Source organism: Streptomyces sp. NBC_01497, assembly GCF_036250695.1.
Lineage (GTDB): Bacteria > Actinomycetota > Actinomycetes > Streptomycetales > Streptomycetaceae > Streptomyces.
In genome coordinates this window covers 984,079-1,007,616 of record NZ_CP109427.1, presented here as the reverse complement: position 1 = coordinate 1,007,616, position 23,538 = coordinate 984,079, and the positions used below count along the sequence as shown (strand labels likewise).

The following is a 23,538-nucleotide window of genomic DNA, read 5'->3' as shown; positions in this document are numbered from 1 at the left end:
ATCGAACGCACGTCCTGACCCTCATACCAGAGCGGGACGTTGCACGGGCAAGTTTGCCAACTGCCGTTCGTGTCCCCGCGCACCGCGACTACCGTGAGTGCTTGATGATCAACGGAGGGCACTGACGGCATGTCTCAACTTCGCGCACCCGCGACGCGGCCCGACCGCCGCGAGGGCGGGCGGCACGGCAGGCCGGGCGCCCGCGGCAGAACAGCGGGCGTCCGTCCGGCGCCCCGGCAGGGCCAGGACACCCGGATACGCCCGCAGTTGCTGCGGGCGGCGGTCCTGCCCGCCATAGTCGCCTCGCTCAGCGGCGCGGCGGCGGTGGTGGTCGTGCTGCGCTCGGCCGGCACCGACCCCACCGCCGGCGCGTGGGCCGCGCTCGCGGGCACGGCTCTCGTCGCCTTGGGGTCGGTCGCGGTCGCCGCGCTCGGCGCCGAACGCACCGCGCGGAGCGTCATCGAGCGCTGCCATGCCCTGCGCCGTACCAGCGCGCGGGGTCAGGAGGAACTGCGTTCCGTCCTGGAACAGCTGCGGCGCGGTGACCGGGTGACGGTGCGCCGGACGCCGCCCGACCCGCACACGTCGGGCGACGAGATCGACCGGCTGGCCCGCGAGCTGACCCGTTCACAGGAGGCGGCCGTCGGCGCGGTCGTGCAGGCCTCCCAGCTCTCCAGCAGCGCGGGCGACGAACAGCGCGTCGAGGTGTTCGTCAACCTCGCACGGCGGCTGCAGTCGCTCGTGCACCGGGAGATCCAGCTCCTGGACGAGCTGGAGAACGAGGTCGAGGACCCGGAACTGCTCAAGGGGCTCTTCCACGTCGACCACCTGGCCACCCGGATCCGCCGGCACGCGGAGAACCTCGCCGTGCTGGGCGGTGCCGTCTCCCGACGTCAGTGGAGCAGGCCGGTCACCGTGACGGAGGTGCTGCGGTCGGCCGTCGCGGAGGTCGAGCAGTATCCCCGCGTCACCCTCGTACCGCCGGTCGAGGGCACCCTGCGAGGGCACGCTGTCGCCGACGTCATCCACCTGCTCGCCGAACTCGTGGAGAACGCGACGCTGTTCTCGGCGCCGCACACCCAGGTGCTGCTGCGCGCCCAGCGGGTCACGGCCGGGCTCGCCCTGGAGGTCGAGGACCGCGGCCTCGGCATGCCCCCGGAGGAGCAGAAGCACATGAACGGCCTGCTCGCCGACCCGGACCAGGTGGATGTCGCGCACCTGCTGCAGGACGGCAGGATCGGCCTCTTCGTGGTCTCCGCGCTGGCCCGCAGGCACGGGATCGCGGTGCGTCTCCAGTCCAACATCTACGGGGGAGTCCAGGCCGTCCTCGTGCTGCCCGAGGCCCTGCTCGGTGTCGAGGACGACGCGCTCCCGCCCGACGCGCTCCCGCCCGACGCGCGCCCGCCGCTCACGGCTCTCCCGGCGCCCCCGATCGCGCCGCCGTCCGCATCCGCCCCGCTGCCCGCGCAGATCTCCCCGCCCGGTGCCGTTCCCGCATCGAACTCCCAGGGCGGGCCCACCGCACCCGCCTCCCCGGCGCCTTCCGGTGCCGCGGTGCCGGCCCGGGCCGACAGCGACCGGCACGCCACGCCCGTACGGCGGACGCCCACGTCGCCGGTGCCCCCCGCGGCCGGGCGGCGCGCCTCCCGGCGGGCCCAGCCCGGCCGCCCTGAACTCCCCAAGCGGCAGGAGCAGGAGTATCTCGCACCGCAGCTCAGGGAACGCCCCGCGGCCCCACCCGCCGAGGGCCCCGGCGAGCCCGCCGTGCACGATCCGGGACTGATGGCCGCCTTCCGGCGCGGCATCGGCCTCGCCGAGACCGAGGCGGGCGCGAAGGCCGCGGCCGATGCGGGCACCGCCCCTGCCGCGGCGGCGCGGCCACCCGAGGAGCCGCGCCCGCGCGGCGCCGCACCGAAGCCGGACCTTCCGCAGCGGCAGCCCTCGGAGCGACCGGCTCCGCGTCCGCGTGAGGCGCACCGCCACACCCCCACCACCGAGGAGTAGAGACACGAATGGCGAGCGATGTAACGACGGGTCATACCCAGGACCTGGACTGGCTGCTTGCCGGTCTGGTCCAGCGCGTCCCCCACACCCGCAGCGCCGTGCTGCTCTCCTCGGACGGACTGGTCAGATCGCTGCACGGCCTCGACGCCGACAGCGCCGACCACATGGCGGCCCTGGCCTCCGGCCTCTACTCCCTCGGCCGCAGCGCGGGCGCGCGCTTCGGCGACAGCGGCACGGTGCGGCAGGTCGTCGTGGAACTCGACTCCACGCTCCTGTTCGTGACCACCGCGGGCACTGGCACCTGCCTCGCGGTGCTGGCGGGCCGCGAGGCCGACGCCGCCATCCTCGGGTACGAGATGGCCATGCTGGTCAAGAGCGTGCGGCCGTACCTCGTCACGCCCGCGCGCAGGCCCGCGCAGGCGCCCGACGCCACGGGGCGGTGACGGGTGACGGTCGCGAAGGACGGCCCCTGGCTCGACGGAGCGGCCGGGCGGCTGATCCGCCCGTACACCGTGAGCGGGGGCAGGACCCGGCCCGCCGTGGCCCTCGACCTGCTGACGCTGGTGATATCCACCGGAAGCACGCCCGAGGCACCCCTCGGCCCCGAACACGGCGAGGTGCTCGGGCTGTGCCCGGGGCCCACGCCCGTCGCGGAGATCGCGGGCCGGATGGGGCTGCCCGCGACCGTCACCAAGATCCTCCTTGCCGACCTGGTGCAGTGCGGCGCGATCACCGTGCGTCCGCCCTCCCGGTTCCAGGACCCCACCGACCAGTTACTGCTTGAGGCGGTGCTCGATGGCCTACGACGACAGCTCTGACCCCGTGTCCGGATCCGCGGTCGACACCGCACCGGACACCGGCTCGTTCCGGGACGCCGGTGCGGGGTCCGTCGGCGACGTGTCGCCGGCCCGTACCCCGGCGCAGCGCTCACCCACGCGCGCCGCCGGCCCGCCCGCGCACGCCGGGGCAGGGTCCGGTACCCGTGCGCCCGCCGCGCCGGCCCCCGCCCCGCCGCCGGCCGGCCCCGACGTGTTCCCGCAGGCGCTGAAAGTGCTCGTCGCGGGCGGGTTCGGGGCCGGGAAGACGACCTTCGTGGGGGCGGTCAGCGAGATCGCCCCGCTCAGTACGGAGGAACTCCTCACTCAGGTCGGCGCCGGCCTCGACGACCTCACGGGCGTCGAGGCCAAGACGTCGACGACCGTGGCGATGGACTTCGGCCGGATCACGCTCGACCCGCACCACGTGCTCTACCTGTTCGGTACACCGGGCCAGGAGCGGTTCTGGTTCCTGTGGGACGAACTGTGTGCGGGAGCCCTCGGCGCGGTCGTGCTGGCCGACACCCGCCGTCTGGAGCAGTCCTTCTCCGCCGTGGACTTCTTCGAACGGCGCGGCATCCAGTTCGTCGTCGCCGTCAACGAGTTCGACGGCTCGTTCCGCTACGACCCCGAGGAGATCAGGTCCGCCATCGGGCTCGCTCCCGAGGTGCCGGTCGTGCTGTGCGACGCCCGCACCGCGAGTTCCGGCATCCGTACGCTCGTCACCCTCGTCCAGCACCTGCTCACCTCTGTCACGGCCGGGGAGGCCGCTTCGTGACCTACGACCCGATCGGCAGAATGCTGATCACCCCGGAGGACCGGGAGGCACCGGAGCGGGCCAGGCGGCTGCGCGGACTGGGGCTCGGCAAACGCCCCGAGCCGGCGTTCGACGCCCTGGCGCTCCGGCTGGCCCGGCTCACCGGTGCGCCGTACGCCGGCGTCAACTTCCTCGGGGAGGAGGGCCAGTTCTTCGCGGGCCTGCACACGCCGCTCGGCCCGGCGGCCTGCCGCGATCTCGCGCGGGGGCGCGGCTTCTGCCCGCACGTCGTGGCCCGGCGGAAGGCGCTCGTCCTGGAGGACGTACGGGACTTCCCCCGATTCGCGGCGAACCCGCTGGTCGACGAGGCCGGCATCCGCTCGTACCTGGGCGCTCCGGTCACCGACCGGGCCGGGATGGTGCTCGGCACGGTCTGCGCCGGTGACACGGAGCCCCGGAGATGGGGCCGGGCAGGCCTGGACATGGTCAAGTCCTTCGCGGCGGAACTCACCGCCGACCTGAACCGCAGGGAGGCCGGTCTGTTCTGAGCGGGCATGACGCGCCGTGACGGGGACAGAGGCAGGGGGAAGTACGTCCAGCGAACGACCACCCCGTACCCCGCACCGGAGGCGCTGCCCATGATCCACTACACCCCGGGACTGCTGACCGCGCACGACGGCGCCCAGATCGCCGGCTACACCTGGCTGCCCGAGAGCGGCAGGCCGCGCGCCCTGGTCCAGATCGCGCACGGCGCGGCGGAACACGCCCTGCGCTATGACCGTTTCGCGCGGCACCTGACCGCGCACGGCTACGGCGTACTGGCCACGGACCTGCGCGGCCACGGTGCGACGGCCGCGGCCGGCGGCGGGTACGGGGCGGCCGGCGGGGAGGGCGACAGCTGGCGCGCCGATGTCGAGGACCTGCGGACGGCAGGAGACAAGGCCCGCGCCCTGTACCCGGGTGTGCCCGTCTTCCTGCTCGGGCACAGCATGGGCTCGATGCTCGCCAGGGACTACGCGCAGGAGTACCCGGACGATCTCGGGGGCCTGATCCTCACCGGGGCGTTCCGTTCGCTGCCCGGCTGCGAGATCGCGGAGAGCGCCGTACGGCTGGAACTGGAGATCGAGGAGGAGGGCCGCGACGCACGCTCGCCCTTCCTCGGTGACCTCTTCGCCTCGTTCAACGAGCCGTACGAGCACCGCACGGGATACGAATGGCTCTCGCGGGACGAGACGGAGGTCGACGCCTACGCGGCGGACGAGCGCTGCGGCTTCCCGTTCTCGGCGGGGCTCGCGCTCGACTGGGTGCTCGGCGTCCGCAAGATCAACGACCCGAGGGCGCTCGCCCGGATCCCCGCCGATCTGCCGGTCCATGTGGCCGTCGGCGCACAGGACCCGTGCCACCAGCGGATGACCCTCGTGTACGAGCTGCTTGAGGACTTCCGCTACCTCGGCACGAGCGATCTGACCTGGAAGGCGTATCCCGGGGCCCGGCACGAGATCCTCAACGAGACGAACCGCGACGAGGTCCACAGGGACCTCACGGACTGGCTGACGGAGCGCGTCCTGTGAGTCCCGGCGGCCCGTACGCCCCGATCCCGGGGGCGGGCGAAATCCGTTACGTCGCCCGGAGAGCGGGAGCACGCCCGCGGCACCTCGTGGACGTACGAGGCGCCGCGGGCGTGTGCTGTCCGCTCCGCCGGCAGTGACCGGCCCGGCCGGACCCGACCGGTGCACGGGAGCGGGTGTGCGGCGCCGCGGCGACCCCGTCCGGCCTTTTCGGCCGCACGAGGAGCCGCCGGTACGCGGGCCGGCGGCGCGCCGGCCCGCGCAGGGGTTCAGGCCGCGTTCAGCCGCTCGAACTCATCGCTGCTGAGGACCAGTTCGGCGGCCTCGACCGAATCGCGCACGGAGGCAGGCCGGCTCGCGCCCGGGATCGGCACGGTAACCGGCGACTTCGCCAGCAGCCAGGCCAGGCAGACCTGGTGCGGGCTGACCCCGTGCGCCTGTGCGACCTCCGCGAACGGGGCGAAGCGGGAGCCGAGCTCGCCCGCGTTGCGGATGCCGCCGAACGGGCTCCACGGCAGGAACGCGATGCCCAGCTCGGTGCACACGTCGAGTTCCTGCTCGCTGGAGCGGAACGCGGGCGAGAGCTGGTTCTGCACGGACACCAGCCGGCCGCCGAGGATCTCGTTGGCGGCCCTGATCTGCTCCGGGTTCGCGTTCGAGATTCCCGCCTGGAGGATCTTGCCCTCGTCCAGCAGGTCACGGATCGCGCCGACGGACTCCTCGTACGGTACGCCGGGGTCGGGGCGGTGGAACTGGTAGAGGCCGATGGCCTCGACGCCGAGTCGGCCGAGGGACGCCTCGCAGGCGCGCTTGAGGTACTCCGGGGATCCGTTGAGGGTCCACGAGCCGTCGCCGGGGCGGAGGTGGCCGCCCTTCGTCGCGACGAGCACCTCGGATCCCCGCTCGTGGGTCGCGAGGGCCTTCGCGATCAGCGACTCGTTGTGACCGACGTCATCGGCGTGCAGGTGGTAGGCGTCGGCCGTGTCGATGAACGTCACACCGGCGTCCAGCGCCGCGTGGACGGTCGCGACGGACCGGGTCTCGTCCGGCCGCCCCTCGATCGACATCGGCATACCGCCCAGGCCGATCGAACTGACTTCCACGGCCCCGATGCGGCGAGTCTTCATGGTGGGGTGCACCTTCCTCTTCGATCAGTTGGCCCCAGCAGCTTGGTCGCAGCGGAGGCATTTCGTCCAATAGAAGAAAGTGAACGCATTAAGCGACTACGCTTCTCAATGTGGAACTGCGCCATCTCGAATACTTCGTCGCCGTCGCGGAAGAGCGGCACTTCACTCGCGCCGCCCAGCGGCTCATGGTCTCCCAATCGGGGCTCTCGGCCTCGGTGCGCGCCCTGGAGCGCGAGCTGGACGCCCGGCTGTTCGTACGCTCGACGCGCCGCGTGGAGCTGACGGAGGCCGGGCGGGCCCTGTTCGTGGAGGCCTCGCGCGCGCTGGCGAGCGTCAGATCGGCCAAGGAAGCGGTGGCGGCGGTCCAGGGGCTGATGCGGGGGACGCTCGCCGTCGGCACCGAGCAGTGCATCGCCGGCGTGAACGTCCCCGGCCTGCTGGCCCGCTTCCGGGCCGAGCATCCCGAGGTCGAGATCCGGCTGCGCCAGGCGGGATCCGCCGCGCTCGCGGCGGACGTCGCCGAGGGCAGGCTCGACCTGGCGTTCGTCGCGCTGTCGGGCACCGTCCCCGAAGGCATCCGGCTGCTGGCGCTGGGGCGGGACCGCATGGTTCTGCTCTGCCGGCCCGAGCACCGGCTGGCGGGCCGTGACCGCGTCGGCTGGAGCGATCTCGGCGGCGAGACGTTCGTCGACTTCCACGCGGACTGGGGCGCGCGCCGCCGTACCGACCAGGCGTTCGCCGGGGCGGGCACCGAGCGGCGGGTCGCACTGGAGGTCAACGACGTACACAGTCTGATCGAGCTGGTCGGACACGGCCTCGGCGTGGCGGTGGTCCCGCGGCCGGTGGCGCTGAAGCCACAGGCGGCGGGACTGCGGACGGTGGAGCTCACCGAGGCCGACGCCTGCGCCTGGGAGGTCTCGGCTGCCGTGCCCGACGACCGGCGCACGACGCCGGCGGCCCGCGAACTGCTCTCGTACCTGCCGGCCGCGGGCGTCCACGACGGTGCGGCCGTGGAGGATTCCTCGTCCGCGGCCGGCCCGGACGCCGAGGGCCCAGGGGTCGCGTCCGCCGCCGCGGACGCCGAAGGCCCGCCCGCCCCCGCTGCCGCGCGCGGGGCAGACTCCTCCGGTGCCGCCGCTATCCGCGTTCCAGCGCCCCGCGGATGAACGAGGCCTGCCCGGCGTGCTGGAGGTCGTCCGAGATGACACTGATCAGCCGGACACCGAGAGTGACGGCCGGTGTCCAGGAGTCGTCGACGATCCGCGCGAAATCCTTGTCCTTGAGCGTGCCGACGTAGGCGACGGTCCGGTCGTGGACGGCGTCGTGGTAGCCGGTGAGGAGTTCGGCGGATACGCCGTCGACCGCCGCCACGTCGCGTGAGGAGTGCCCGTAGCCGGTGGCGCCGGGATTGAAGGGCAGTTCGAACCGGTCCGACCACCCCTCGGAGGTCCACACCTGGTCCGATCCGGCCGCATCGGCGATGTGGTCGTCCTGGATGCGGGTGAGATGCCAGACCAGCCACGTGATCGAGTTCGCGCCACCGTCGAGCCGTGTCGCCAGTTCCTTGGGACTCAGTCCCTCCACCGCCTGGTGCACGACCTCCTTGATCCGGCCGAAGCCGTCGATGAGCAGGTCACTGCTTGCGGGCATGACGTTGTTCCTTCCGTGTGGCCGAACAATCCCGTATCCCACGTAAAGCTTCCCTCGCGCCGCCGTCAGACGCGCCCCGAGAACCGGTTCGTGAGCAGTGAGATGAGTGCGGTATTGTTCTCTTGCACGTCGGCCAGGGGAAACCCCAGGTCATACGGGCATCGGGACGTGGCGCAGCTTGGTAGCGCACTTGACTGGGGGTCAAGGGGTCGCAGGTTCAAATCCTGTCGTCCCGACTCGAAAGAGTCGCAGGTAAGGGCTGGTATCGGAGGAATCCGCCACCAGCCCTTCCTTGTTTTGGGGACCAGTCGGAGACCCCTCCTTGACCGGGTCCACTGGGTCAGGACGATCGGGCTCGGGAGCGAGCGCGGGGCGCGGAGTACGCCAGGGTGTGCGGGGAGGGCCGCCCCGGCGGCCGTGATCTTGTACGTCCGGGTGAAGGTAGCGCTGGGTAGACACGTAGCGCTGGGTAGACACAGGGCCGCACAAGGCGCCGCGTGGCGACGTCGCGAAAGCCCCTTTCGGACGCCGGACGGGCTCACTCGCCGCGGATGGACGTGACCTCATAGACCACAGCCGAACTCCTGGCCGTTCCGCGGCAGGTCAACTGGGTCGGCGCGGTGCGGTGCGCCCGCACCTCGACGGTCAGTGACCCGGGTCCTGGCGGGCGGCCGCTGATGCGGATCTTCCAGCGGTCGCCGTCGCGGACGGTTCCGGTGACGGCGTAGTCGTGTCGCCCGGCTGGTCCGAAGCGGTCGAGAACGGCTGTCACGGCCGCCTGCTGCGGAGGGAAGAGATCCGTGTACCCCCGCAGGTGCTCCGCGTGGATGCGATCGGCCAGATGCTCCTCGACGGCTGTGACGGACGATCCCTGGTCGAGAGCTCCGTAGTAGACGCCGTCGGGCGCGACGACGACATTGGCGGCGAACCTGTCGCCCCCCACGTGCGTGCATTCCCACACCAGGTCCGGCCACGATTCACTGAGCGCATGCGCCACGGGCCGTCCGCGCCTTGCACAGCAGGCGTCGTGCCGACCATGCGCGCACACCAGGACGACGGGTGGGTGTCCCACCTCTCCCGGGGTGCCGAGAGCTTCGACGATCCCCGCCAGATCTTCGTCTCTGCTCCACGTCCCCCATTGCTGACGGTGGGCCCCGGAACCCTCGAAACGCAGTACGCCCCATCGGCGGTCGGGCGCCGCACGCGCGCGGCGGCCATGCCGCCGCACCAGGAGTACACGCGCCCGCGCCGCCTGGGCCGCACGGTATATGCCTCCTTTGACCCCGGGCTCAAGGCCGAGGCCGTCGAACCCGTTGGCCGGCCAGGCCCCGGGATACTCGACAACAACCCACACGACGGCGTGGGGTGCGGTGCCCATGAACGAGTCGCCGCGTACGCGAGAGGTGTCGGAGCAGAAGAACCGGCCACTCCCGGATCCGGGGAACGTCACGGTCCGGCGGGCACCAGCACGCCCGCACACAGCAGTCTCCTGACGAACACGGTGCCGAGGTCACCCGCCGTGCATACAGCACCGTCGAGCACGCGAGCGACAGAGGCGAGGTCGCCTTCGCGGAAATCGAGCCAGCCCACGCGGGTATGCAGCCGCAGGCCCTCCAGATGTGCCTCCAGGCCCTCCCGGAGCCGCACGGTGGATTCAGGACCAAGTCCTGCGACGGCCTTGTATTGGAGAAGCGGCCCCAGCGGCGTCGGGCGGCCCTGCCCCAGCCGGGCGCGGTGGAACAGCGGTGCCGGGTCCGCCTCCGCAAGGGCGCCGAGGAGGAGTTCGCGGACGATGTCGATCTCGTCGGCCGGTCCCTGTACGCCGAGGGGAAGGGTGCTGCGCATACGGGGGTCACCCCGCAGCGCGGCGAGTGCCGACTGGGTGAGCTGTTCGGCCAACGCGTAGCGCGTCCAGTTGTGGATCCCCAGCGTCAGGTGGATCGAGACCGCGCCCCGCGCCTGCGCGGAGTGCAGCCATCCGCGCGGCAGGTACAGGGTGTCGCCGGGCTCCAGCACGGTGTCGATGAACGCTGGGCCCTTCGCGGCCTCCTCGACGGCGGATCGTCTGTCGGTCCAGGGCTCGTCGCGCAGCGGGTCCGCGCGGACCGGCTCATGGATCAGCCAGCGTTTGCTGCCCTCGATCTGCAGGACGAAGACATCGTGGACGTCGTAGTGGGCATCGAACCCACGACTCTGCGGCGGTGTGATGTAGGCATTGGCCTGCACCGGGTGTCCGAGTTCCCTGCCCAGCGCGGAGACGAAGTCGCCCACTGGCTCCCAGGTGCGTTGCAGCGCCTGCAGGACGAGCGTGGCGCCGCCGGCGAACTCACGCCACACCGCAGTGTCGTCGAGCTGATCGGAAATCGTCGCACCGACGCCGGCCGAAGAGGTGAACGACGAGTCAGGGAGCGCGGATCCGTCCTTGGCTACGCGAAGGAAGGGCGTACGCAGCCCGCGGCGTGAGACCAGTTCGTCAACTGCGTCGGCGGAAAACAAGGCGGAGAACTCCCCTGCCTTCTGCGTGAGTTGCGCTGTCTTCGCCCAGACGTCCTGCGCGAATCCCTCCAGATCCGGGCCGATCAGGCGGGCCAGCGCCCCGGCACTTGTCAGCTCGGTGCCGGAGCGGTGGAATCCGGTCCGAGAGGTGCTCAACGGCTGCCGGCCGACTCGTCCGCGCCTCCGTCGGCTCCGCCGTCGTGGACGCCGGGGGTGCCGGCTGCGCCGCCGTCGGCGGGGCCTTCTGCGCCTCCGTCGGCTCCGCCGTCGTGGACGCCGGGGGTGCCGGCTGCGCCGCCGTCGGCGGGGCCTTCTGCGCCTCCGTCGGCTCCGCCGTCGTGGACGCCGGGGGTGCCGGCTGCGCCGCCGTCGGCGGGGCCTTCTGCGCCTCCGTCGGCTCCGCCGTCGTGGACGCCGGGGGTGCCGGCTGCGCCGCTGTCCGCGGGGCCTTCTGCGCCTCCGTCGGCTCCGCCGTCGTGGACGCCGGGGGTGCCGGCTGCGCCGCTGTCCGCGGGGCCTTCCTGTCGGTCGGGGTCTTGCTGGGAATGAGTCATGATTCCTCCTGCAGGTCGGGCAGGTTACGACAGGCTCCCGCGGCGGACGGCGGTCCGAAAAAGGTGGCCCCGTGTGGGCAGCGCCCCTCCAAAACAGGGTATAGCCGCCGAACCGAAGCATCGATTTGAGCGAGAGCGCGACGCCCACCCGAGATGTTCACCGGACTTGTCTAGGCTGGCGGCGGTTCGGCTGCAGTCCGTGCAAATGAAATTCTGATCCCTTTTGTTCAATTCCCGCCCCGCGCGTCGCGCCAGTGTCGCGCGCGGTGAAAGCCACAGCGCCGACCGCACGTCACACCGACGGGCTGCTCCTGGCTGAACCTGGTGGAGCGGCGGTTCGCCGAGCTCACGCGGAAAAACTCAAGCGAGGCGTCCACCGCTCCGTCCAGTCCCTCGAACACGACATCCGCACCAGGCTCGCCGACTCGGACGAACACGCACGTCTCTTCGTCTGGACGAAGACCGCCGACCGGATCCTCGGCAAAGTCGCCGCATACTGACGACGAATCTCCGACTCAGGTCGCAAGGTCGCGACAGCCGGACTGAACGAAGTTCGAAGCGGTGCCTGAGACGCCCGCGTAACGGGGCCGGCACCGGCACGCCGCGGGCAAGTCCGGAATCCCTGGCTGCGGACAAGGACACGGTTGCGGCGCCGCAAACCTGATTGCCGGTCCGCGTAACCCGTAGTGCGGGCGTCGGGGACCGGCTGCATGGTCAGAAGACGTAGGGGATGTCGTGTATGACGTCGAGATAATGGATGCGCCAGGCGCTGTCGGTCCGGTGGAGGGTGAAGCGGTAGTACCCGGACTCGATGGGCTTAATGGTGCCTTGGGCGCCGAAGGTGCCGGCCGGCCACCCGCCCTCGGGCTTCCTGGTTCCTACGACGTCAAAGGTGATGAACTGGGTATCGATGCTGGCTTCGTCGCCGTCGACGGAGACCAGAGGATCGTAAGTGGTGTGGTGGCTCCAGCCCAGAGGCGGGTGCGGTGCCATGGCCGTGGACATGGCACCTGCGATCTGCGTCCCGCCGGAAAGCGTCCCCAGCAATTCCATCCCATCGGGCCCGCGGTAGTGGATCTCGACGACCGCGTCGGCTGCGAAGAGCTGTGAGAGTGCCTCACCGTCACGCCAGTCGGCAGCCCGGGTGTATCGGGAGACAATCTCCCTGACCTCGTTCTCGGTGTTCATGACATCCTCCGGTTTTCTCTGTGGTGCTCGTCGGTGGCCGGTTCGTGTGGCAGGGGAGTGACCGCCCGCAGCTGCTCCACAGACAGGCGCCTCGGGCCGATCGCGATCTGCATGTGTGAAAAGTACGTATCTCCCGACAGAAGCGCAACTGTAGGAGTTGCTAATATGGGGGCGCCGGGAGGTACCTGGACCAAGCGGCGGAAGAAAGAGGTGCACCCATGCTGGACGTGAGGTTCTCCAGCGCGCTGAAGGCCATGCTCCTGCTGGGCCACGCCGAGGAAGAGGGCAGCCCGGTCCTCAGCTCGACCCAACTTGCCAGGAGTCTGAACACGAACCCGAGCCTGGTGCGCAAGCTGATGGTCCCGCTGGTGCAGGACGCACTTGTCGCGTCCATCAAGGGCCGCAGCGGCGGTGTCCGCCTCGGCCGGCCCGCGGACCAGATCACACTGCGGGAGATCTACCGCTCATCCATAGGCGACAAGCCGCTGTGGGCGCGCCGACCGGAGGGACCCCGGGAGTGCTTGGTCACCAACCACTCCGCCGAGTACTTCGTCAGGCTCACTGAGCAGACCGAGGCAGCCGTCCTCGGCACATTGGCAGGCCGCACCCTCGCCGACAGCCTCGACGAGTTGCGCGCCATGGACCGCACCGCCGGCCCTCCAGCTCAGTGGTCGGCGTCGTAAGTCCTTCGGGGGTTGATCAAGCTGCCGGTGCGGCGGAGGATTCTTCCTGGTGATCGGCGGTGTGCCGGTCGAGTCCGGCCGGCGGAGTCGAGGTCGGAGGTGGTGAACTTCCACGGGAGCGGCTGTGCTGCGGCGTCGTAGCGGTCTTCGAATGCTCGGAGCCGGTCCCCGACCCTGGGTGAGGTCGGTGAAGTCCCTGGGCGAGACGACCTTGCGCTGCACGTCACCTCCGGGTCACTGATGAAGATCCAGGAACGGTGCCGCCAGGGCTTGAGTGCGTCGTCCTCGGGCCGGCGGCGCACAGTGGAGACGGAGATCGTGTCGGCGATGGTCCGGGTGACGGCCTCGCGCGCGAGCTCGGGGCATGACCAGCGCGAGAGCGGGGCTCCGGACTCGGTGGGCAACTGACAGGCCAGCGCTTTGACTTCGGCGGTCTGCGGCGCGGTGGACGTCGGAGGCCGCCCCGACCGCTCGCGGTCGGCCAGGGCGGGCACCCGGCCGACCGCGAATCGGCGCCTCCGCGTTCCGGCAGCGACGACGTGAGTGCGCACGTCGCGTTCCGGCATCTGGGTGCGGTGGCCGAGTTCGCGCCCTGGCGCTGGTGGTGCGGCATCGAGTGGGCCGCGTCGCCCATGGGGACGACGGAGTCCGTGTGCCAGGTGTCGACGGGGTCGATGTCGTAGACCGCGCGGATGGTGACGCCGGCCATGTCGAGGTCGCGCGTGATGGCCACGAGGCCCTCGTCGAAGCCCTCCACCGTAGGAGGTCGTCCTTGGTGACGTGCGGCGTCCAAGTGCCGTCCGGGCGCAGGGCGGTGAGGCCGAGCGACACCTGGTGTCGGTGTCGCGGCGGCAGCAGGTAGATCTTCGTGCGGCGCGCCGAGGCGGACGGAGAGCGCCGCTCCGGCAGTTGTGATCTTGTGGATGTCCCGGTGCGGATGGCGTCGTTCCGAGGTCGGGGCGTCGTGGCAGGCGATCCGGCGGGACGGCGCCTGGACCGCCGCGTGGGCGAACGAGGCCGGCACCCCCGCGCTGACGCCGCGCGCCGTCGGAGCCGCGGCCAGGTGGGATCACGCCTTCGGACCGGAGTACCCGAAGGGTGTCAGTGGTGCGCGTCCTGCTCCGCGTTCGTGTCCGGCGTGGCGGTGCGGGAATCCGCCGGCGGAGCCGCGGTGCGCGCTTGCAGGATCCCGTCGACGCCGTGGAGGAAGGTTTCGGAGACCAGAAGCGGGTCGAAGAGGCAACCGGCCGCCATCGCGCCGTCCCTGAGCATGACGAGGTGCCGGCCGGCCGCCTCGGCGGGAGCGTCGCCGGTCTGCGCCAACAGATCCGTGACCGCGTCCAGGAACCATTGCCGGTGCGTCAGGACGGCCTGGTGGATCGGGTGGGACGGATCGGGGTATTCGGCCACCGCGTTGAGGAAGGCGCATCCGCGGAAACCCGGTGACCGGATCCCGTCGGTGATGGACCGGCCGACCGACCGGACCCGGTCCGCCGCCGACCCGTCGCCCGCCCGGGCGGCCTCGACCTGGCCGCGGACGGCCTGGTCGGCCTGGTCGAGATACGCGAGGACGAGTTCTTCCTTGCCCGAGAAGTGCCGGTACAGCGTGGCCCGGGTCACCTGCGCCTCCGCGATGATCCGGTCGATTCCGACCGAGTGGATCCCCTCCGCGTAGAAGACCTTGGTCGCGGTACTGAGCAGTCGCGATCGCGCCTCGGACGTACTGCCGCGTTCTGTGCTCCGGCTCATGTCGCCCACCTTATCAAGCCATCAAGGGAGAACGTTCGGTCTTGACAAGAGGTGCCCCGGACCCTTTAGATCTCGTCAAGACCGAATGTTCTCCCTCATGCTCTCGCTCGCCCGTTCCCTCACTTCACCGTCATTGAAGGGCACTTCCGTGGACACCACTGTCGCCACCACCCCCACCGCCTCCCTCAGCGTCCCCGCGGCCCTGCGCAAGCTGTACTTCACGCGCTTCGCGTTCGCCGCCGTCTGGGCCGCCTTGCTGTTCGCGACCTCCGGCACCCTGGGCGCGCTCAGCGCGGTGCTGCTGGTGATCTACCCGCTCTTCGACGTGGCGGCCGCGGTCGTGGACGTCCGATCCGCCAAGGCGAACGGCCGCAAGGCTCCGGCCCTGTACGTCAACATCGCGATCAGCTCGCTGGCCGCCATCGGCCTGGCCGTCGCCGCCACGTCAGGTGTCCCGGCCGCCCTGCGGGTGTGGGGAGCCTGGGCCATCACCTCGGGGCTCGTCCAGCTCGTCGCGGGTGCCGTCCGCCGTCAGCTGGGCGGTCAGTGGCCGATGATCATCAGTGGCGCCATCTCCACCCTCGCCGGCGCCTCCTTCGTCGCCTCGGCCGGCGGCGACGACCCCTCGCTGGCAGACCTCGCCGGCTACGCCCTCCTCGGCGGCGTCTTCTTCCTCGTCTCGGCCCTTCGCCTGAAGCGCGCCGGCGCGAACACCTGAGCCTGGTCGGCAGGCGCCACGGGCCAGACGCGAGCGGCCTCGGTCCTCCAACCCCCGCGCCAGGGGAGAGCCACGTGGTCTGTGCCCTCGGAGGGAGTCGCGGCGGACCTGGCCTGCGAACCAGGCCTGAATTTCGATGTGTTGCTCTCCCAGGCCGCGTTCGTCGCGCACGGCGCCACCGCCTCCGTCGATGCCAACCGACGGAGGACCACCATCCCGGCGGCCCCCGTCGTCGACGGTGAGCGGGTGAGGGCGTCCGGGGCGATCGTCGACCGGTATCCGTGGCGGTGCAGGCGGCGACACGATCCCCGTGGCTTCGTCGCCCACACCCACGCCCACACCCGCGCCCACGCCTTCGGCGGCTTGGGCCCGGCTCACCGCGTGGGCCGCCGCGCGCGGCAGGGGACCCGGAGCCGCCGCGGGCCGCCTGATACCGGAAGGGCATCACACGCGACACACCAGGTCTTGGACGCGGTGCCGGTTTGGCCGCAGTCTGGAGGAGGCCCCGAGGGGGCCGAGAGGTTCGAGAGGAAAGGCGTAAGACCGTGAAGGTATTCGTCACCGGCGGCTCCGGTTACATCGGCAAGGCCGTGATCAGCACCCTGCTCCGCACCGGACACACGGTGGGGGCGCTGGCCCGCAGTGAGCAGTCCGCGAGTGTGGTCGAGGCGCTCGGAGCGGCCCCCGTGCACGGCGGACTCGCGGACCTGGAGGTACTCGGCGGGGCGGCCGCGCAGGCCGACGCCGTCATCCATCTCGCGCAGGCCCGCACCGGCGACGAGGACCTCGCCGCGGCCACCGCGATGCAGGACGGAGTCGGCGCGGGCCCGTACCTGCACACCGGCGGGACGTGGGTGTACGGGGACACCGTCGGAGTCGCCGACGAGGACGCGCCCTGGAACCCCCCGGCCCTGGTCGCCTGGCGCCACCCCGTCGAGGACGCCGTCCTCGCACGGGCCGCTCGCGGCGGCCGTCCTGTCGTGATCCGGGCGGGCCTGCTGTACGGCGGCGGCAACCGGCTCATCGACATCTTCTTCGCCCAGCCGGGCAGGAAGGCGGGGGCCGTCGCCCACATCGGGGACGGCTCGCAGCGCTGGGCCCTCATCCACGTCGAGGACCTGGCGGAACTCTACGTGGCGGCGCTTCGGGCCGAGCCCGGTTCCGTGTACGTGGGCGTCGGCGGAGTGAACCCGACCGCCTTGGAGACCGCCACGGCCGTCAGCCGGGGCCTGGGGCTCGGCGGCAGGACCGTCTCCATCACCCTGGAGGAGGCTCGCGAGCAGATGGGCGACGTCGCCGACGCCTTCGCCCTGGACCAGCAGTTCACTCCTGCGCGCGCCCGCGACGAGCTCGGCTGGACGCCCGTGCACACCGACCCCCTGGCGCTCCTCGCACAGGGGTGACCGGCGAGCCGGGCCTGCCTGCTCGGTGGGGAAGCCGCGGCCGGCGAAGCATGTCCGAACGGCTGTTCATGTGCACCGCGCGCCCACGTCCACGGTCGTCCCGCGATGTGCCGTGACGCGCCCCGCACGTGGCCCGCGTCCGGCCCGTGCGGACCCCGTGCTCAGGGGGCCGTGAGCGGGATGTCGAGCGATACGGTGCCGCGCAGGTCGAGCCAGGCCGCGTCCTCGGTGCGGACCATGCGCAGGACGACGTCGCCGCACGTGGGGCACCGGGCGACGAGCCCCGGTGCGTGCTCGTAGAGCCGCAGCAGTGCCATGGGGCCGGTGGTTCCGCACCCGGCGCAGTGCGTGAGCGCCCGGGTCATGTCCGGGGTGAAGATCTCGGAGAGCGGCCCCGCGAGCGCGTTGCCGTCCTCGTACCCGTCGTCGTCCGGGTTCGTCGGGGAGGGATCGTACGGCTCGCGCGGTGGGCGGGCCGTACGCGGCCGGTGCGTTTCCTCGGCCGCGTGGACCCCGGGGGCCGGGTACGGGTCAGGGGTGTTCATGTCATCCTCCGCTCGGGCCGAATCGTTCGGTGCGGATACGGCCCGGATCGTGGCCCAGGGCGACCAGGGACGCGGCGGCCGTCTCGACGAAGGCGGTCGGCCCGCACACGTAGCAGGTGGGTTCGACATCCGGTGGCCAGCCGCGTTCCGTGACGTCCCGGGGTGTGATCCGGCCGGGGGGCCTCGGCTCTCCCTCGGGCGCCGACCGGGTGTAGACGTACGCGGTGTCCATACCCGGCAGGCCCCTGGCGAGTTCGGGGGCGTACAGCCGGTCCTCCGGCGTGCGCACGGAGTACAGCAGCCGGAACGGCACCCGGCTCCCGGCGGCGGCCCGCGCCCTGACCATCGACATCAGAGGGACGATGCCCGAGCCTCCCGCCACCAGCAGCACCGGCTCCGGCTGCCCCTGCCGCCAGACGAACCAGCCGCCCACCGGCCCCCGGATCTCGACCTGGTCCCTGGGCGAGAACACGTCCGTCAGGTACGGGGACACCTCGCCGTCCGCCACGCGTTGCACGGTCAGCTCGACCGAACCGTCGGCCGGGGCGGAGGCCACCGAGTAGCTGCGCTGCGTGCTGTAGCCGTCCTCGGCCGTCAGCCGTACGTCGACGTGCTGACCCGCCAGATGGCCCGGCCAGCCGGGTACGTCGAGCACCAGCGTCCGCGCCGTCCGCGTCTCGGTGCGGCGCTCCACCAGCTTGGCCGCCAGCCAGCGCAGCCGGCCGCCTAGTCGCCCTGGTACCGCTGTTCGCGCCATGGGTCTCCGTAGTCGTGGTAGCCGACGCTCTCCCAGAACCCGGGTTCGTCCTCGCGCGTGAGGCGCATCCCGCGCACCCATTTCGCGGACTTCCACAGGTAGAGATGCGGTACGAGCAGCCGCACGGGACCGCCGTGTTCGGGTGCGAGTTCCTCGCCCTCGTAGCGGTGGGCGAGCCAGGCACGACCACCGAGGAGGTCCCCGAGCGGCAGGTTCGTCGTGTAGCCGCCGTACGCGTCCACCAGCGTGTGGGTGGCGGCCGTTTCGACGCCCTCAAGGAGCACGTCGAGGGACACGCCTCGCCACTTCGTCTCGAACTTCGACCACTTCGTCACGCAGTGCAGGTCCACCGTCGGCGTCTGAGCGGGCAGTGCCATCAGCCCCGCCCAGTCCCAGGTGTGCTCGGCGCCGGTCTCGGTGGTGAGCGTGAAGCGCCACTCCTCGTGGTCGATCCGCGGTGTCGGTCCTGCGGACAGGACCGGGAAGTCGGAGGTCTCGTACTGCCCCGGGGGCAGCCGGTGCGTACCGGCGGGGCGGCGCCCGTGGAACCCACGGGAAACGATGGGCATGCGCAAGGTCCTTTCCCTCGACGCCGCCGGCCGTCACGGAGCGCTGCGACGTGGCGGCCGGCCCCCGGCACGACCGCCGACGGCCACTGCGCGCGGTCCCCTCCGGGCCCCGCCCGCCTCACCAGCCATGCTCGTCCCCTTTGCCGCGCCGTGCACGTCGGCCACCGGGGCCACGGCCGTGCCGCGCGAACGCTCGTCACCGCGGGCGGTCTCAGGCGCGCCGCTGCCCCTTCTCCCACTCGACCCGGCTGACCGCTGCGGGCCGGGGGAGCGGCCGGCCGTCGAGGAAGAGATCGACATGCTCGTTGTAGAAGGCCACCAGTCCGGCGACGGGCGTGAGCTGGCGGGTCGGGAAGTCGTAGGCCCAGGCGAGGTCGGGGTGGGTCGTGGCGCCGGTCCTCACCGACCAGTAGCCGCTCGTGGTGCCCTTGTACGGACAGCTCGTGGCGGTGTCCGTGGGCACCATGCGGGTCCAGTCGACGTGTACGCGGTCCAGGTAGTACCGGGTCGGCAGCCCCGTCTCGAAGACCGCCACCGACGAAGGGGCGTCGGCCACGACGGTGCCGTCCACCTCGACGCGCACGCCGCGCCCCGAGCGGAGCGCGTCGACCCGGGTGTACGGGCTCCTCGGGTGCACGAACACCTGCTCGTCCTCCTCGAACCAGGCGTCCACGGACTCCCAGCGCAGGCTGACGAGGCCCACGATGCCCTCGGGGGCGTCGTCACTCCACACCCAGGCCGCTCCGGGGCGTTCCACCTCGCTGGTCCTCAGCGTGTGGCGCCCGGCGTGGCCCACGCTCAGTGCCAGGGACGTGCCCTCGTCGACGAGGGCGCCCTCGGCGATGTCCTCGCGGGGGAGGCAGAACTGCGGGTAGCCGGGCCACAGCCACACGTACCGGGCCCCCACGGTGTCGAAGAGCAGGCGGCCCGCCACGAACCCCCGCAGGCGGCGCGGTACCGGTTCGACGTGGCCGACCGGGACGATCATCCCGGGGTAGTCCGGTGTGTACGGTGCCATGGTCCCTCCTCGCGTGCCTCTCCGCGCCGTCACGGGTGTCCGTGAGCGGGCGAGGGGCTCCCGCGGACATGCTCCACGGTGGTGCGGGCGCGGTGCGCGCGGGGTGCCGTCGTGGTTCGCTCCGCCGGGTCCCCTGGGGGAGCCTTCAGAAACGGCCGGAGAGCCCGCTGTCGTCCAGGTCGCCCTTGCGCAGGCGGTAGACCTGGAGCTGGAGGCCGTAGTACTTGTCGGTCTCGCCGACCCACTCCATCCCGACCCGGCGGGCGGTCGCGGCGCCGCGTTCGTTGCGGGGCCGCACCACGGCGAACAGTTCCTCCGTGTCGGATTCGAAGGCCCGGTGCGCCACGGCATGCCCGGCCTCGGCGGCGAGGCCCCTGCCCCAGGCGTCCGGAGCCAGCTGCCATCCGATCTCCAGGTCACCGCCGTGGGGCGGCAGCGGCAGCAGGGCGACCCCGCCGACCAGCTCGCCGCTCTCCCGCAGTTCGATCGCCCACCTGCCCTGAGGGGCCACCAGCGATGCGGCCTCGTCCACCCACCGGCCGACGACCGTCCCCATCGCGTCGGCGTCCGGGATCCGCTCCATCGCCGGGGCGAGCCACCGGGAAACCTGTTCGGCTCCGTAGACGGCCAGCGCGGCGGCGGCGTCTTCCCGCACCCAGGGGCGGAGGTGAAGACGTCGCGTAGTAATGTGTTCACCTTTGACAGTAATTGGGTGGATATCGTCAACCATGGGCCGACGGTACCACCGGCGACGCGGGCCAGGCGGGGGCGGAAGAAGGCCCGGCGATCCGGCCCGGCACAGGGGCGGCGACCGGGTGGCGCGCGGGCGGCACCCGGTCGCCGCGGACCGCCTGGCGTCGTGCGGGCGCCGGTTCCGCCGTCCTCTTCCTGTGGTCTCGTCGCGGGGAACACGCCGAACCGGTGGGGCGGATGCACGGGGTCGGGACGGGTCATCAGCGGTCCAGCGGACGGTGCGCCGTCTCCGGCAGCCTCACGTAGACGGCTGCCGACAGCAGGCAGAGCACCGCCACGTACCAGGGAAACCACCCGGCGTGCCCGGCCTCGCCGAACCAGGTGCCGACGTACGGTGCCGTGCCGCCGAACAGGGCGACCGTCAGGGAGTACGGGAACCCGATGCCGGCCGCCCGCACCCGAGCGGGGAAGACCTCCGCGTTCACGGCCGCCGCGACCGCGGTGTACCCGGTGAGCAGCACCATCCCCGCGCACTGCACGAGGAGCAGCGACCAGAAGGCGCTGGAGATCAGGTGCAGCAGCGGCACCGCGAGCACCGCGAACCCGACGGCGAAGGTGATCAGCGGCGGTTTGCGGCCCACCCGGTCGGACAGCATTCCGCCGAGCGGCTGGAGCACCGCGAAGAAGGCGAGCGAGAGGGTGCCGACGGTCAGCGCGTCGCCCTTGTCGAAGCCCGCCTCGACCGTGGCGTAGGTGGGCAGGTAGGTGGTCCAGGTGTAGTACGCGATCGTGCCGCCCGCGGTGATCCCGCAGATCAGCAGCGACGCGCGCGGGTGGTGCCGCAGCGCCTCGAACAGGCCGGGCCGCGTGGCGCCGTCGGCCGCCTCGCGGGTCTCGACGGCTCCGCGCCGGATCCAGAAGCCGACGAGCGCGATGACCGCGCCGAACAGGAAGGGCACCCGCCAGCCCCACGTCGACATGTGACTATCCGGCAGCACGTGGGCGAGGAGAGCCGCGATGCCGGATGCGAGCAACTGGCCGCAGGTCGTGGAGACGTACTGGAAACTGGAGAACAGCCCGCGCCTGCCGGGCCCCGCCGACTCGACCAGGAACGTCGTGGACGCGGCGAACTCCCCGCCCACCGAGAGGCCCTGCACGAGCCGGGCGACGACGAGGACCACGGGGGCGAGAACGCCCGTCGCGGCATAGGTGGGCGTCAGGCCCACCAGCAGACTGCCGCCGCCCATGAGCAGGATGGTCACCGTCAGGGCCGCGCGGCGGCCCCGCCGGTCCGCGAGGGCCCCCATCAGCAGCCCGCCGACGGGCCGCATGAAGAAGCCGACCGCGAAGACCGCGAAGGCCGACAGCAGCGGGACGAGGGACGTGCCGGAACCCTCGGGGAACACCCGGTCCGCGAAGTACACGGCGAGGAAGGAGTAGGCATACCAGTCGTACCACTCCGCCGCGTTGCCCACCGAGGCCGCCGCGAGCTGGCGGAGCGGCAGCCGGGACAGGCGCGGTGCACCGCCGGACGGGCCCGGCGTGGCCTGACGGCCCGTGTGTGCCCGACCGGTCGGTGCCCGCTCATTCATGTCGTCCGGAAGTCCTTCGCTCGTACGGGCTCGTCGGCGCGTCCCACCGGGGCGGTGGCCGCGATCGTCGGAACCTCTTTCCCGGCGGGGCCCGCTTCACACCCACCGGCGGAGGGCCGTTCCGTCACCAGCGTTGCGAGATCCTTTGTGAACGGCAGGGGGCCGATGGTCTCGGGATCCGCCGTCAGATCGAACAACGGCGAGTATCCGGCGGCCAGATACAGCGCGCGGGCCTCCGGCTGGCGAGGGCCCGTGGTGAGGTACACACGCCGGTACCCGGACGAGGCGGCGGTGCGCTCCAACTCGGCGACGACGCGCCGCGCGAGCCCTCGTCTGCGCTGCGCGGCGTGTGTCCAGATCCGCTTGAGCTCGGCGGTCCTCGCGTCGTAGCGGCGATAGGCGCCGCCCGCCACCGGCTCACCCCGCTCCAGCAACAACAGCAGGACACCGTCCGGCGGTTCGAACTCCGCGCCCGGATAGCGCGCCATCTCCGCGTGGGCGTCCTTGCCGTAGCGGGCGGAGTACTCGTCACCGAGCTGGCGCAGCATCGGCGCCACCAGTGGGTCGGAGACGACCGTACGCAGCCAGGTGGCGTCCGGGGAGCCGGTGGAGGGCACAGCGGTCATGACGGAAGGACCTTCCTGCTGGTGGAGGCGGAGCACGGTACGGGGCCCGGAAGTGGGCCCGCGCGGGGAGAACGGGATCACCGGCGCCAGTGCCGGGGACGGACGCGCGGGGGTGCCCCGTGGGGCGGGTGACCCGCCCCGGGTCCGCGGGCCTACGGGACCGGAACTCCGACGGAACGGAACTCCGACGGAACGGAACTCCGACGGAACGGAACTCCGACGGAACGGAGCCCCGACGGAACAGGACTCCGACCTGGCGGAACTCCGACGTCGCGCAACTACCACAGGGCGGAACCACCACGGGGCGCAACGGGAGCCGGGATACCGGGGCGGGGGCGGAAAGAGAACGGGGAGCGCGGCGGGAGAAGCCGTCAGGCGCGACACGAGGCGGACCACACGCGACCGAAGTCGATGTGTCCGCGGGTGACCAGCGCGACTCGCCTCTGCATGCGCTCAGTCGACCATCCGCACCGGGTCACGTCAACAGGTGTCCTGACGGGTGGGACGGTCGTTCCCGGCGTTGACACCGGCGCCGCCGCCGTGCCTAACTGAGGCCCCCGGAGGCCTTCCGGCGGTTCGCGACGCCTCACGGGGCGCTGGAGAGTGGCGGCGGTGACAGCGATGTGCACAGGAGCGGATGAGGCCAAGCGGCTCTGCCACGGCCGGTTCTTCGCGGTCCTGGACCGCAGTGTCGACCTGCTTCGGGTCAGCAGCGCCCTCTGTATGTGCTGTCCTCGTCCCCACCGCCGCTGAATCCGCGGTCCTTTCCCCGCTGTTCGGCCGCCGTGGCCGCCCCTCGGCCCGGCGGGTCCTCGGATGACGGGTTCCCCCGGACCCGGCCAGGCACCGGTAGGAATATCCGCGTGCCGGTGTGACGCGGTCTCCGCCCCTCAACGCATCGCGCGTTGCTGGGCGTTCCTCCTACGGCTCCCTGGTGGCCGGTCGTGACCGGTGTGTTCCGCCGTGCCGTCGTCCGGCCACCACTGCCACGCTCCCGACACCACTTCGCTCCGCCCGGCTCGGTCC

The 23,538-nt window shown here is 71.9% G+C and carries 26 protein-coding genes, 1 tRNA gene and 1 pseudogene; 13 read left to right on the top strand and 15 right to left on the bottom strand.

Features of this window, described 5'->3' with window-relative positions:
• Nucleotides 1–129 precede the first annotated feature (129 nt).
• The 6 genes from OG310_RS04485 (at nt 130) to OG310_RS04460 (ending at nt 5,147) form a co-directional block, all read left to right on the top strand.
• Nucleotides 130–2,004 (top strand): ATP-binding protein, encoded by a 1,875-nt coding sequence (locus OG310_RS04485; RefSeq protein WP_329454560.1) that lies wholly within the window; start codon nt 130–132, stop codon nt 2,002–2,004.
• A gap of 8 nt (nt 2,005–2,012) precedes the next feature.
• Complete coding sequence (locus OG310_RS04480; protein WP_329454559.1) at nt 2,013–2,447, top strand: roadblock/LC7 domain-containing protein; 435 nt, start codon at nt 2,013–2,015, stop codon at nt 2,445–2,447.
• A 3-nt stretch (nt 2,448–2,450) separates the two neighbouring features.
• On the top strand, nt 2,451–2,822 hold the full coding sequence (locus OG310_RS04475) for a DUF742 domain-containing protein (RefSeq protein WP_329454558.1): 372 nt from the start codon (nt 2,451–2,453) through the stop codon (nt 2,820–2,822).
• Between the two features lie 211 nt (nt 2,823–3,033).
• The gene (locus OG310_RS04470; RefSeq protein WP_329460021.1) at nt 3,034–3,597 is read left to right on the top strand and encodes a GTP-binding protein; all 564 of its coding nucleotides are present in this window, start codon (nt 3,034–3,036) and stop codon (nt 3,595–3,597) included.
• Nucleotides 3,594–4,124, top strand: coding sequence for a GAF domain-containing protein (locus tag OG310_RS04465; protein WP_329454557.1), 531 nt, complete (start codon nt 3,594–3,596; stop codon nt 4,122–4,124). Before OG310_RS04470 ends, OG310_RS04465 begins: the two co-directional genes overlap by 4 nt.
• Before the next feature lie 90 nt (nt 4,125–4,214).
• Complete coding sequence (locus OG310_RS04460; protein ID WP_329460020.1) at nt 4,215–5,147, top strand: alpha/beta hydrolase; 933 nt, start codon at nt 4,215–4,217, stop codon at nt 5,145–5,147.
• A gap of 266 nt (nt 5,148–5,413) precedes the next feature.
• On the opposite strand, the gene OG310_RS04455 is transcribed toward OG310_RS04460, so the two are convergent.
• Complete coding sequence (locus OG310_RS04455) at nt 5,414–6,271, bottom strand: aldo/keto reductase (protein ID WP_329454556.1); 858 nt, start codon at nt 6,269–6,271, stop codon at nt 5,414–5,416.
• Between the two features lie 110 nt (nt 6,272–6,381).
• Here OG310_RS04455 and OG310_RS04450 point away from each other — a divergent pair, with 110 nt between their 5' ends.
• Complete coding sequence (locus OG310_RS04450) at nt 6,382–7,437, top strand: LysR family transcriptional regulator (protein ID WP_329454555.1); 1,056 nt, start codon at nt 6,382–6,384, stop codon at nt 7,435–7,437.
• Here the strand turns inward: OG310_RS04450 and OG310_RS04445 are convergent.
• Nucleotides 7,409–7,921 carry a mycothiol transferase gene (locus OG310_RS04445; protein ID WP_329454554.1) on the bottom strand — a complete coding sequence of 171 codons (513 nt, stop codon included), beginning with the start codon at nt 7,919–7,921 and terminating at the stop codon, nt 7,409–7,411. The two genes, OG310_RS04450 and OG310_RS04445, sit on opposite strands and share 29 nt — an antisense overlap.
• Before the next feature lie 162 nt (nt 7,922–8,083).
• Between OG310_RS04445 and OG310_RS04440 the strand changes: the two genes are divergently transcribed.
• A tRNA-Pro gene (locus OG310_RS04440) sits at nt 8,084–8,157 on the top strand.
• Nucleotides 8,158–8,459: 302 nt separating this feature from the next.
• Here OG310_RS04440 and OG310_RS04435 read toward each other — a convergent pair.
• From OG310_RS04435 to OG310_RS04425, 3 genes are all read right to left on the bottom strand, one after another.
• Nucleotides 8,460–9,299: a sucrase ferredoxin gene (locus OG310_RS04435; protein ID WP_329460019.1), complete on the bottom strand. Its 840-nt coding sequence runs from the start codon at nt 9,297–9,299 to the stop codon at nt 8,460–8,462.
• A 68-nt stretch (nt 9,300–9,367) separates the two neighbouring features.
• Nucleotides 9,368–10,573, bottom strand: coding sequence for a cupin domain-containing protein (locus OG310_RS04430; protein ID WP_443078546.1), 1,206 nt, complete (start codon nt 10,571–10,573; stop codon nt 9,368–9,370).
• Nucleotides 10,570–10,971, bottom strand: a complete 402-nt coding sequence (locus tag OG310_RS04425) for a BatC protein (protein WP_329454553.1) — start codon at nt 10,969–10,971, stop codon at nt 10,570–10,572. Before OG310_RS04425 ends, OG310_RS04430 begins: the two co-directional genes overlap by 4 nt.
• Before the next feature lie 266 nt (nt 10,972–11,237).
• Here OG310_RS04425 and OG310_RS04420 point away from each other — a divergent pair, with 266 nt between their 5' ends.
• Nucleotides 11,238–11,471 carry a hypothetical protein gene (locus OG310_RS04420; RefSeq protein WP_329454552.1) on the top strand — a complete coding sequence of 78 codons (234 nt, stop codon included), beginning with the start codon at nt 11,238–11,240 and terminating at the stop codon, nt 11,469–11,471.
• Between the two features lie 214 nt (nt 11,472–11,685).
• On the opposite strand, the gene OG310_RS04415 is transcribed toward OG310_RS04420, so the two are convergent.
• Nucleotides 11,686–12,159: a nuclear transport factor 2 family protein gene (locus OG310_RS04415; protein WP_329454551.1), complete on the bottom strand. Its 474-nt coding sequence runs from the start codon at nt 12,157–12,159 to the stop codon at nt 11,686–11,688.
• 218 nt (nt 12,160–12,377) lie between these two features.
• Between OG310_RS04415 and OG310_RS04410 the strand changes: the two genes are divergently transcribed.
• On the top strand, nt 12,378–12,842 hold the full coding sequence (locus tag OG310_RS04410) for an RrF2 family transcriptional regulator (protein ID WP_329454550.1): 465 nt from the start codon (nt 12,378–12,380) through the stop codon (nt 12,840–12,842).
• Here OG310_RS04410 and OG310_RS04405 read toward each other — a convergent pair.
• Entirely contained in the window at nt 12,824–13,408 is a 585-nt protein-coding gene (locus tag OG310_RS04405; RefSeq protein WP_329454549.1) for a helix-turn-helix domain-containing protein, read from the bottom strand. The two genes, OG310_RS04410 and OG310_RS04405, sit on opposite strands and share 19 nt — an antisense overlap.
• Here OG310_RS04405 and OG310_RS04400 point away from each other — a divergent pair.
• Nucleotides 13,382–13,525, top strand: a complete 144-nt coding sequence (locus tag OG310_RS04400) for a hypothetical protein (protein ID WP_329460533.1) — start codon at nt 13,382–13,384, stop codon at nt 13,523–13,525. The two genes, OG310_RS04405 and OG310_RS04400, sit on opposite strands and share 27 nt — an antisense overlap.
• Nucleotides 13,526–13,943: 418 nt before the next feature.
• Here the strand turns inward: OG310_RS04400 and OG310_RS04395 are convergent, their stop codons facing one another.
• Nucleotides 13,944–14,591 carry a TetR/AcrR family transcriptional regulator gene (locus OG310_RS04395; protein WP_329454548.1) on the bottom strand — a complete coding sequence of 216 codons (648 nt, stop codon included), beginning with the start codon at nt 14,589–14,591 and terminating at the stop codon, nt 13,944–13,946.
• A gap of 148 nt (nt 14,592–14,739) precedes the next feature.
• On the opposite strand from OG310_RS04395, the gene OG310_RS04390 reads away from it, so the two are divergent.
• Together OG310_RS04390 and OG310_RS04385 are read left to right on the top strand one after the other, a co-directional pair.
• The gene (locus tag OG310_RS04390) at nt 14,740–15,309 is read left to right on the top strand and encodes a hypothetical protein (RefSeq protein ID WP_329454547.1); all 570 of its coding nucleotides are present in this window, start codon (nt 14,740–14,742) and stop codon (nt 15,307–15,309) included.
• Between the two features lie 545 nt (nt 15,310–15,854).
• Nucleotides 15,855–16,712 (top strand): NAD-dependent epimerase/dehydratase family protein, encoded by an 858-nt coding sequence (locus OG310_RS04385; protein WP_329454546.1) that lies wholly within the window; start codon nt 15,855–15,857, stop codon nt 16,710–16,712.
• 161 nt (nt 16,713–16,873) lie between these two features.
• Here the strand turns inward: OG310_RS04385 and OG310_RS04380 are convergent, their stop codons facing one another.
• The 7 genes and pseudogenes from OG310_RS04380 to OG310_RS04350 form a co-directional block, all read right to left on the bottom strand.
• Nucleotides 16,874–17,257: a DUF6510 family protein gene (locus OG310_RS04380; protein ID WP_329454545.1), complete on the bottom strand. Its 384-nt coding sequence runs from the start codon at nt 17,255–17,257 to the stop codon at nt 16,874–16,876.
• Nucleotide 17,258: 1 nt separating this feature from the next.
• A complete protein-coding gene (locus tag OG310_RS04375; protein WP_329454544.1) occupies nt 17,259–18,014 on the bottom strand; it encodes a ferredoxin reductase in 756 nt (251 codons plus the stop codon).
• Nucleotides 17,984–18,583 carry a molybdopterin-dependent oxidoreductase gene (locus OG310_RS04370; RefSeq protein WP_329454543.1) on the bottom strand — a complete coding sequence of 200 codons (600 nt, stop codon included), beginning with the start codon at nt 18,581–18,583 and terminating at the stop codon, nt 17,984–17,986. Before OG310_RS04370 ends, OG310_RS04375 begins: the two co-directional genes overlap by 31 nt.
• A 211-nt stretch (nt 18,584–18,794) precedes the next feature.
• Nucleotides 18,795–19,601, bottom strand: a complete 807-nt coding sequence (locus OG310_RS04365; RefSeq protein ID WP_329454542.1) for a DUF427 domain-containing protein — start codon at nt 19,599–19,601, stop codon at nt 18,795–18,797.
• A 145-nt stretch (nt 19,602–19,746) separates the two neighbouring features.
• On the bottom strand, nt 19,747–20,331 hold the full coding sequence (locus OG310_RS04360; RefSeq protein ID WP_443078545.1) for a GNAT family N-acetyltransferase: 585 nt from the start codon (nt 20,329–20,331) through the stop codon (nt 19,747–19,749).
• A gap of 223 nt (nt 20,332–20,554) precedes the next feature.
• Nucleotides 20,555–21,886: an MFS transporter gene (locus OG310_RS04355; protein ID WP_329454540.1), complete on the bottom strand. Its 1,332-nt coding sequence runs from the start codon at nt 21,884–21,886 to the stop codon at nt 20,555–20,557.
• Nucleotides 21,887–22,017: 131 nt separating this feature from the next.
• Nucleotides 22,018–22,512: pseudogene (locus tag OG310_RS04350) on the bottom strand (GNAT family N-acetyltransferase); the annotation flags it as partial.
• Nucleotides 22,513–23,538: the final 1,026 nt, after the last annotated feature.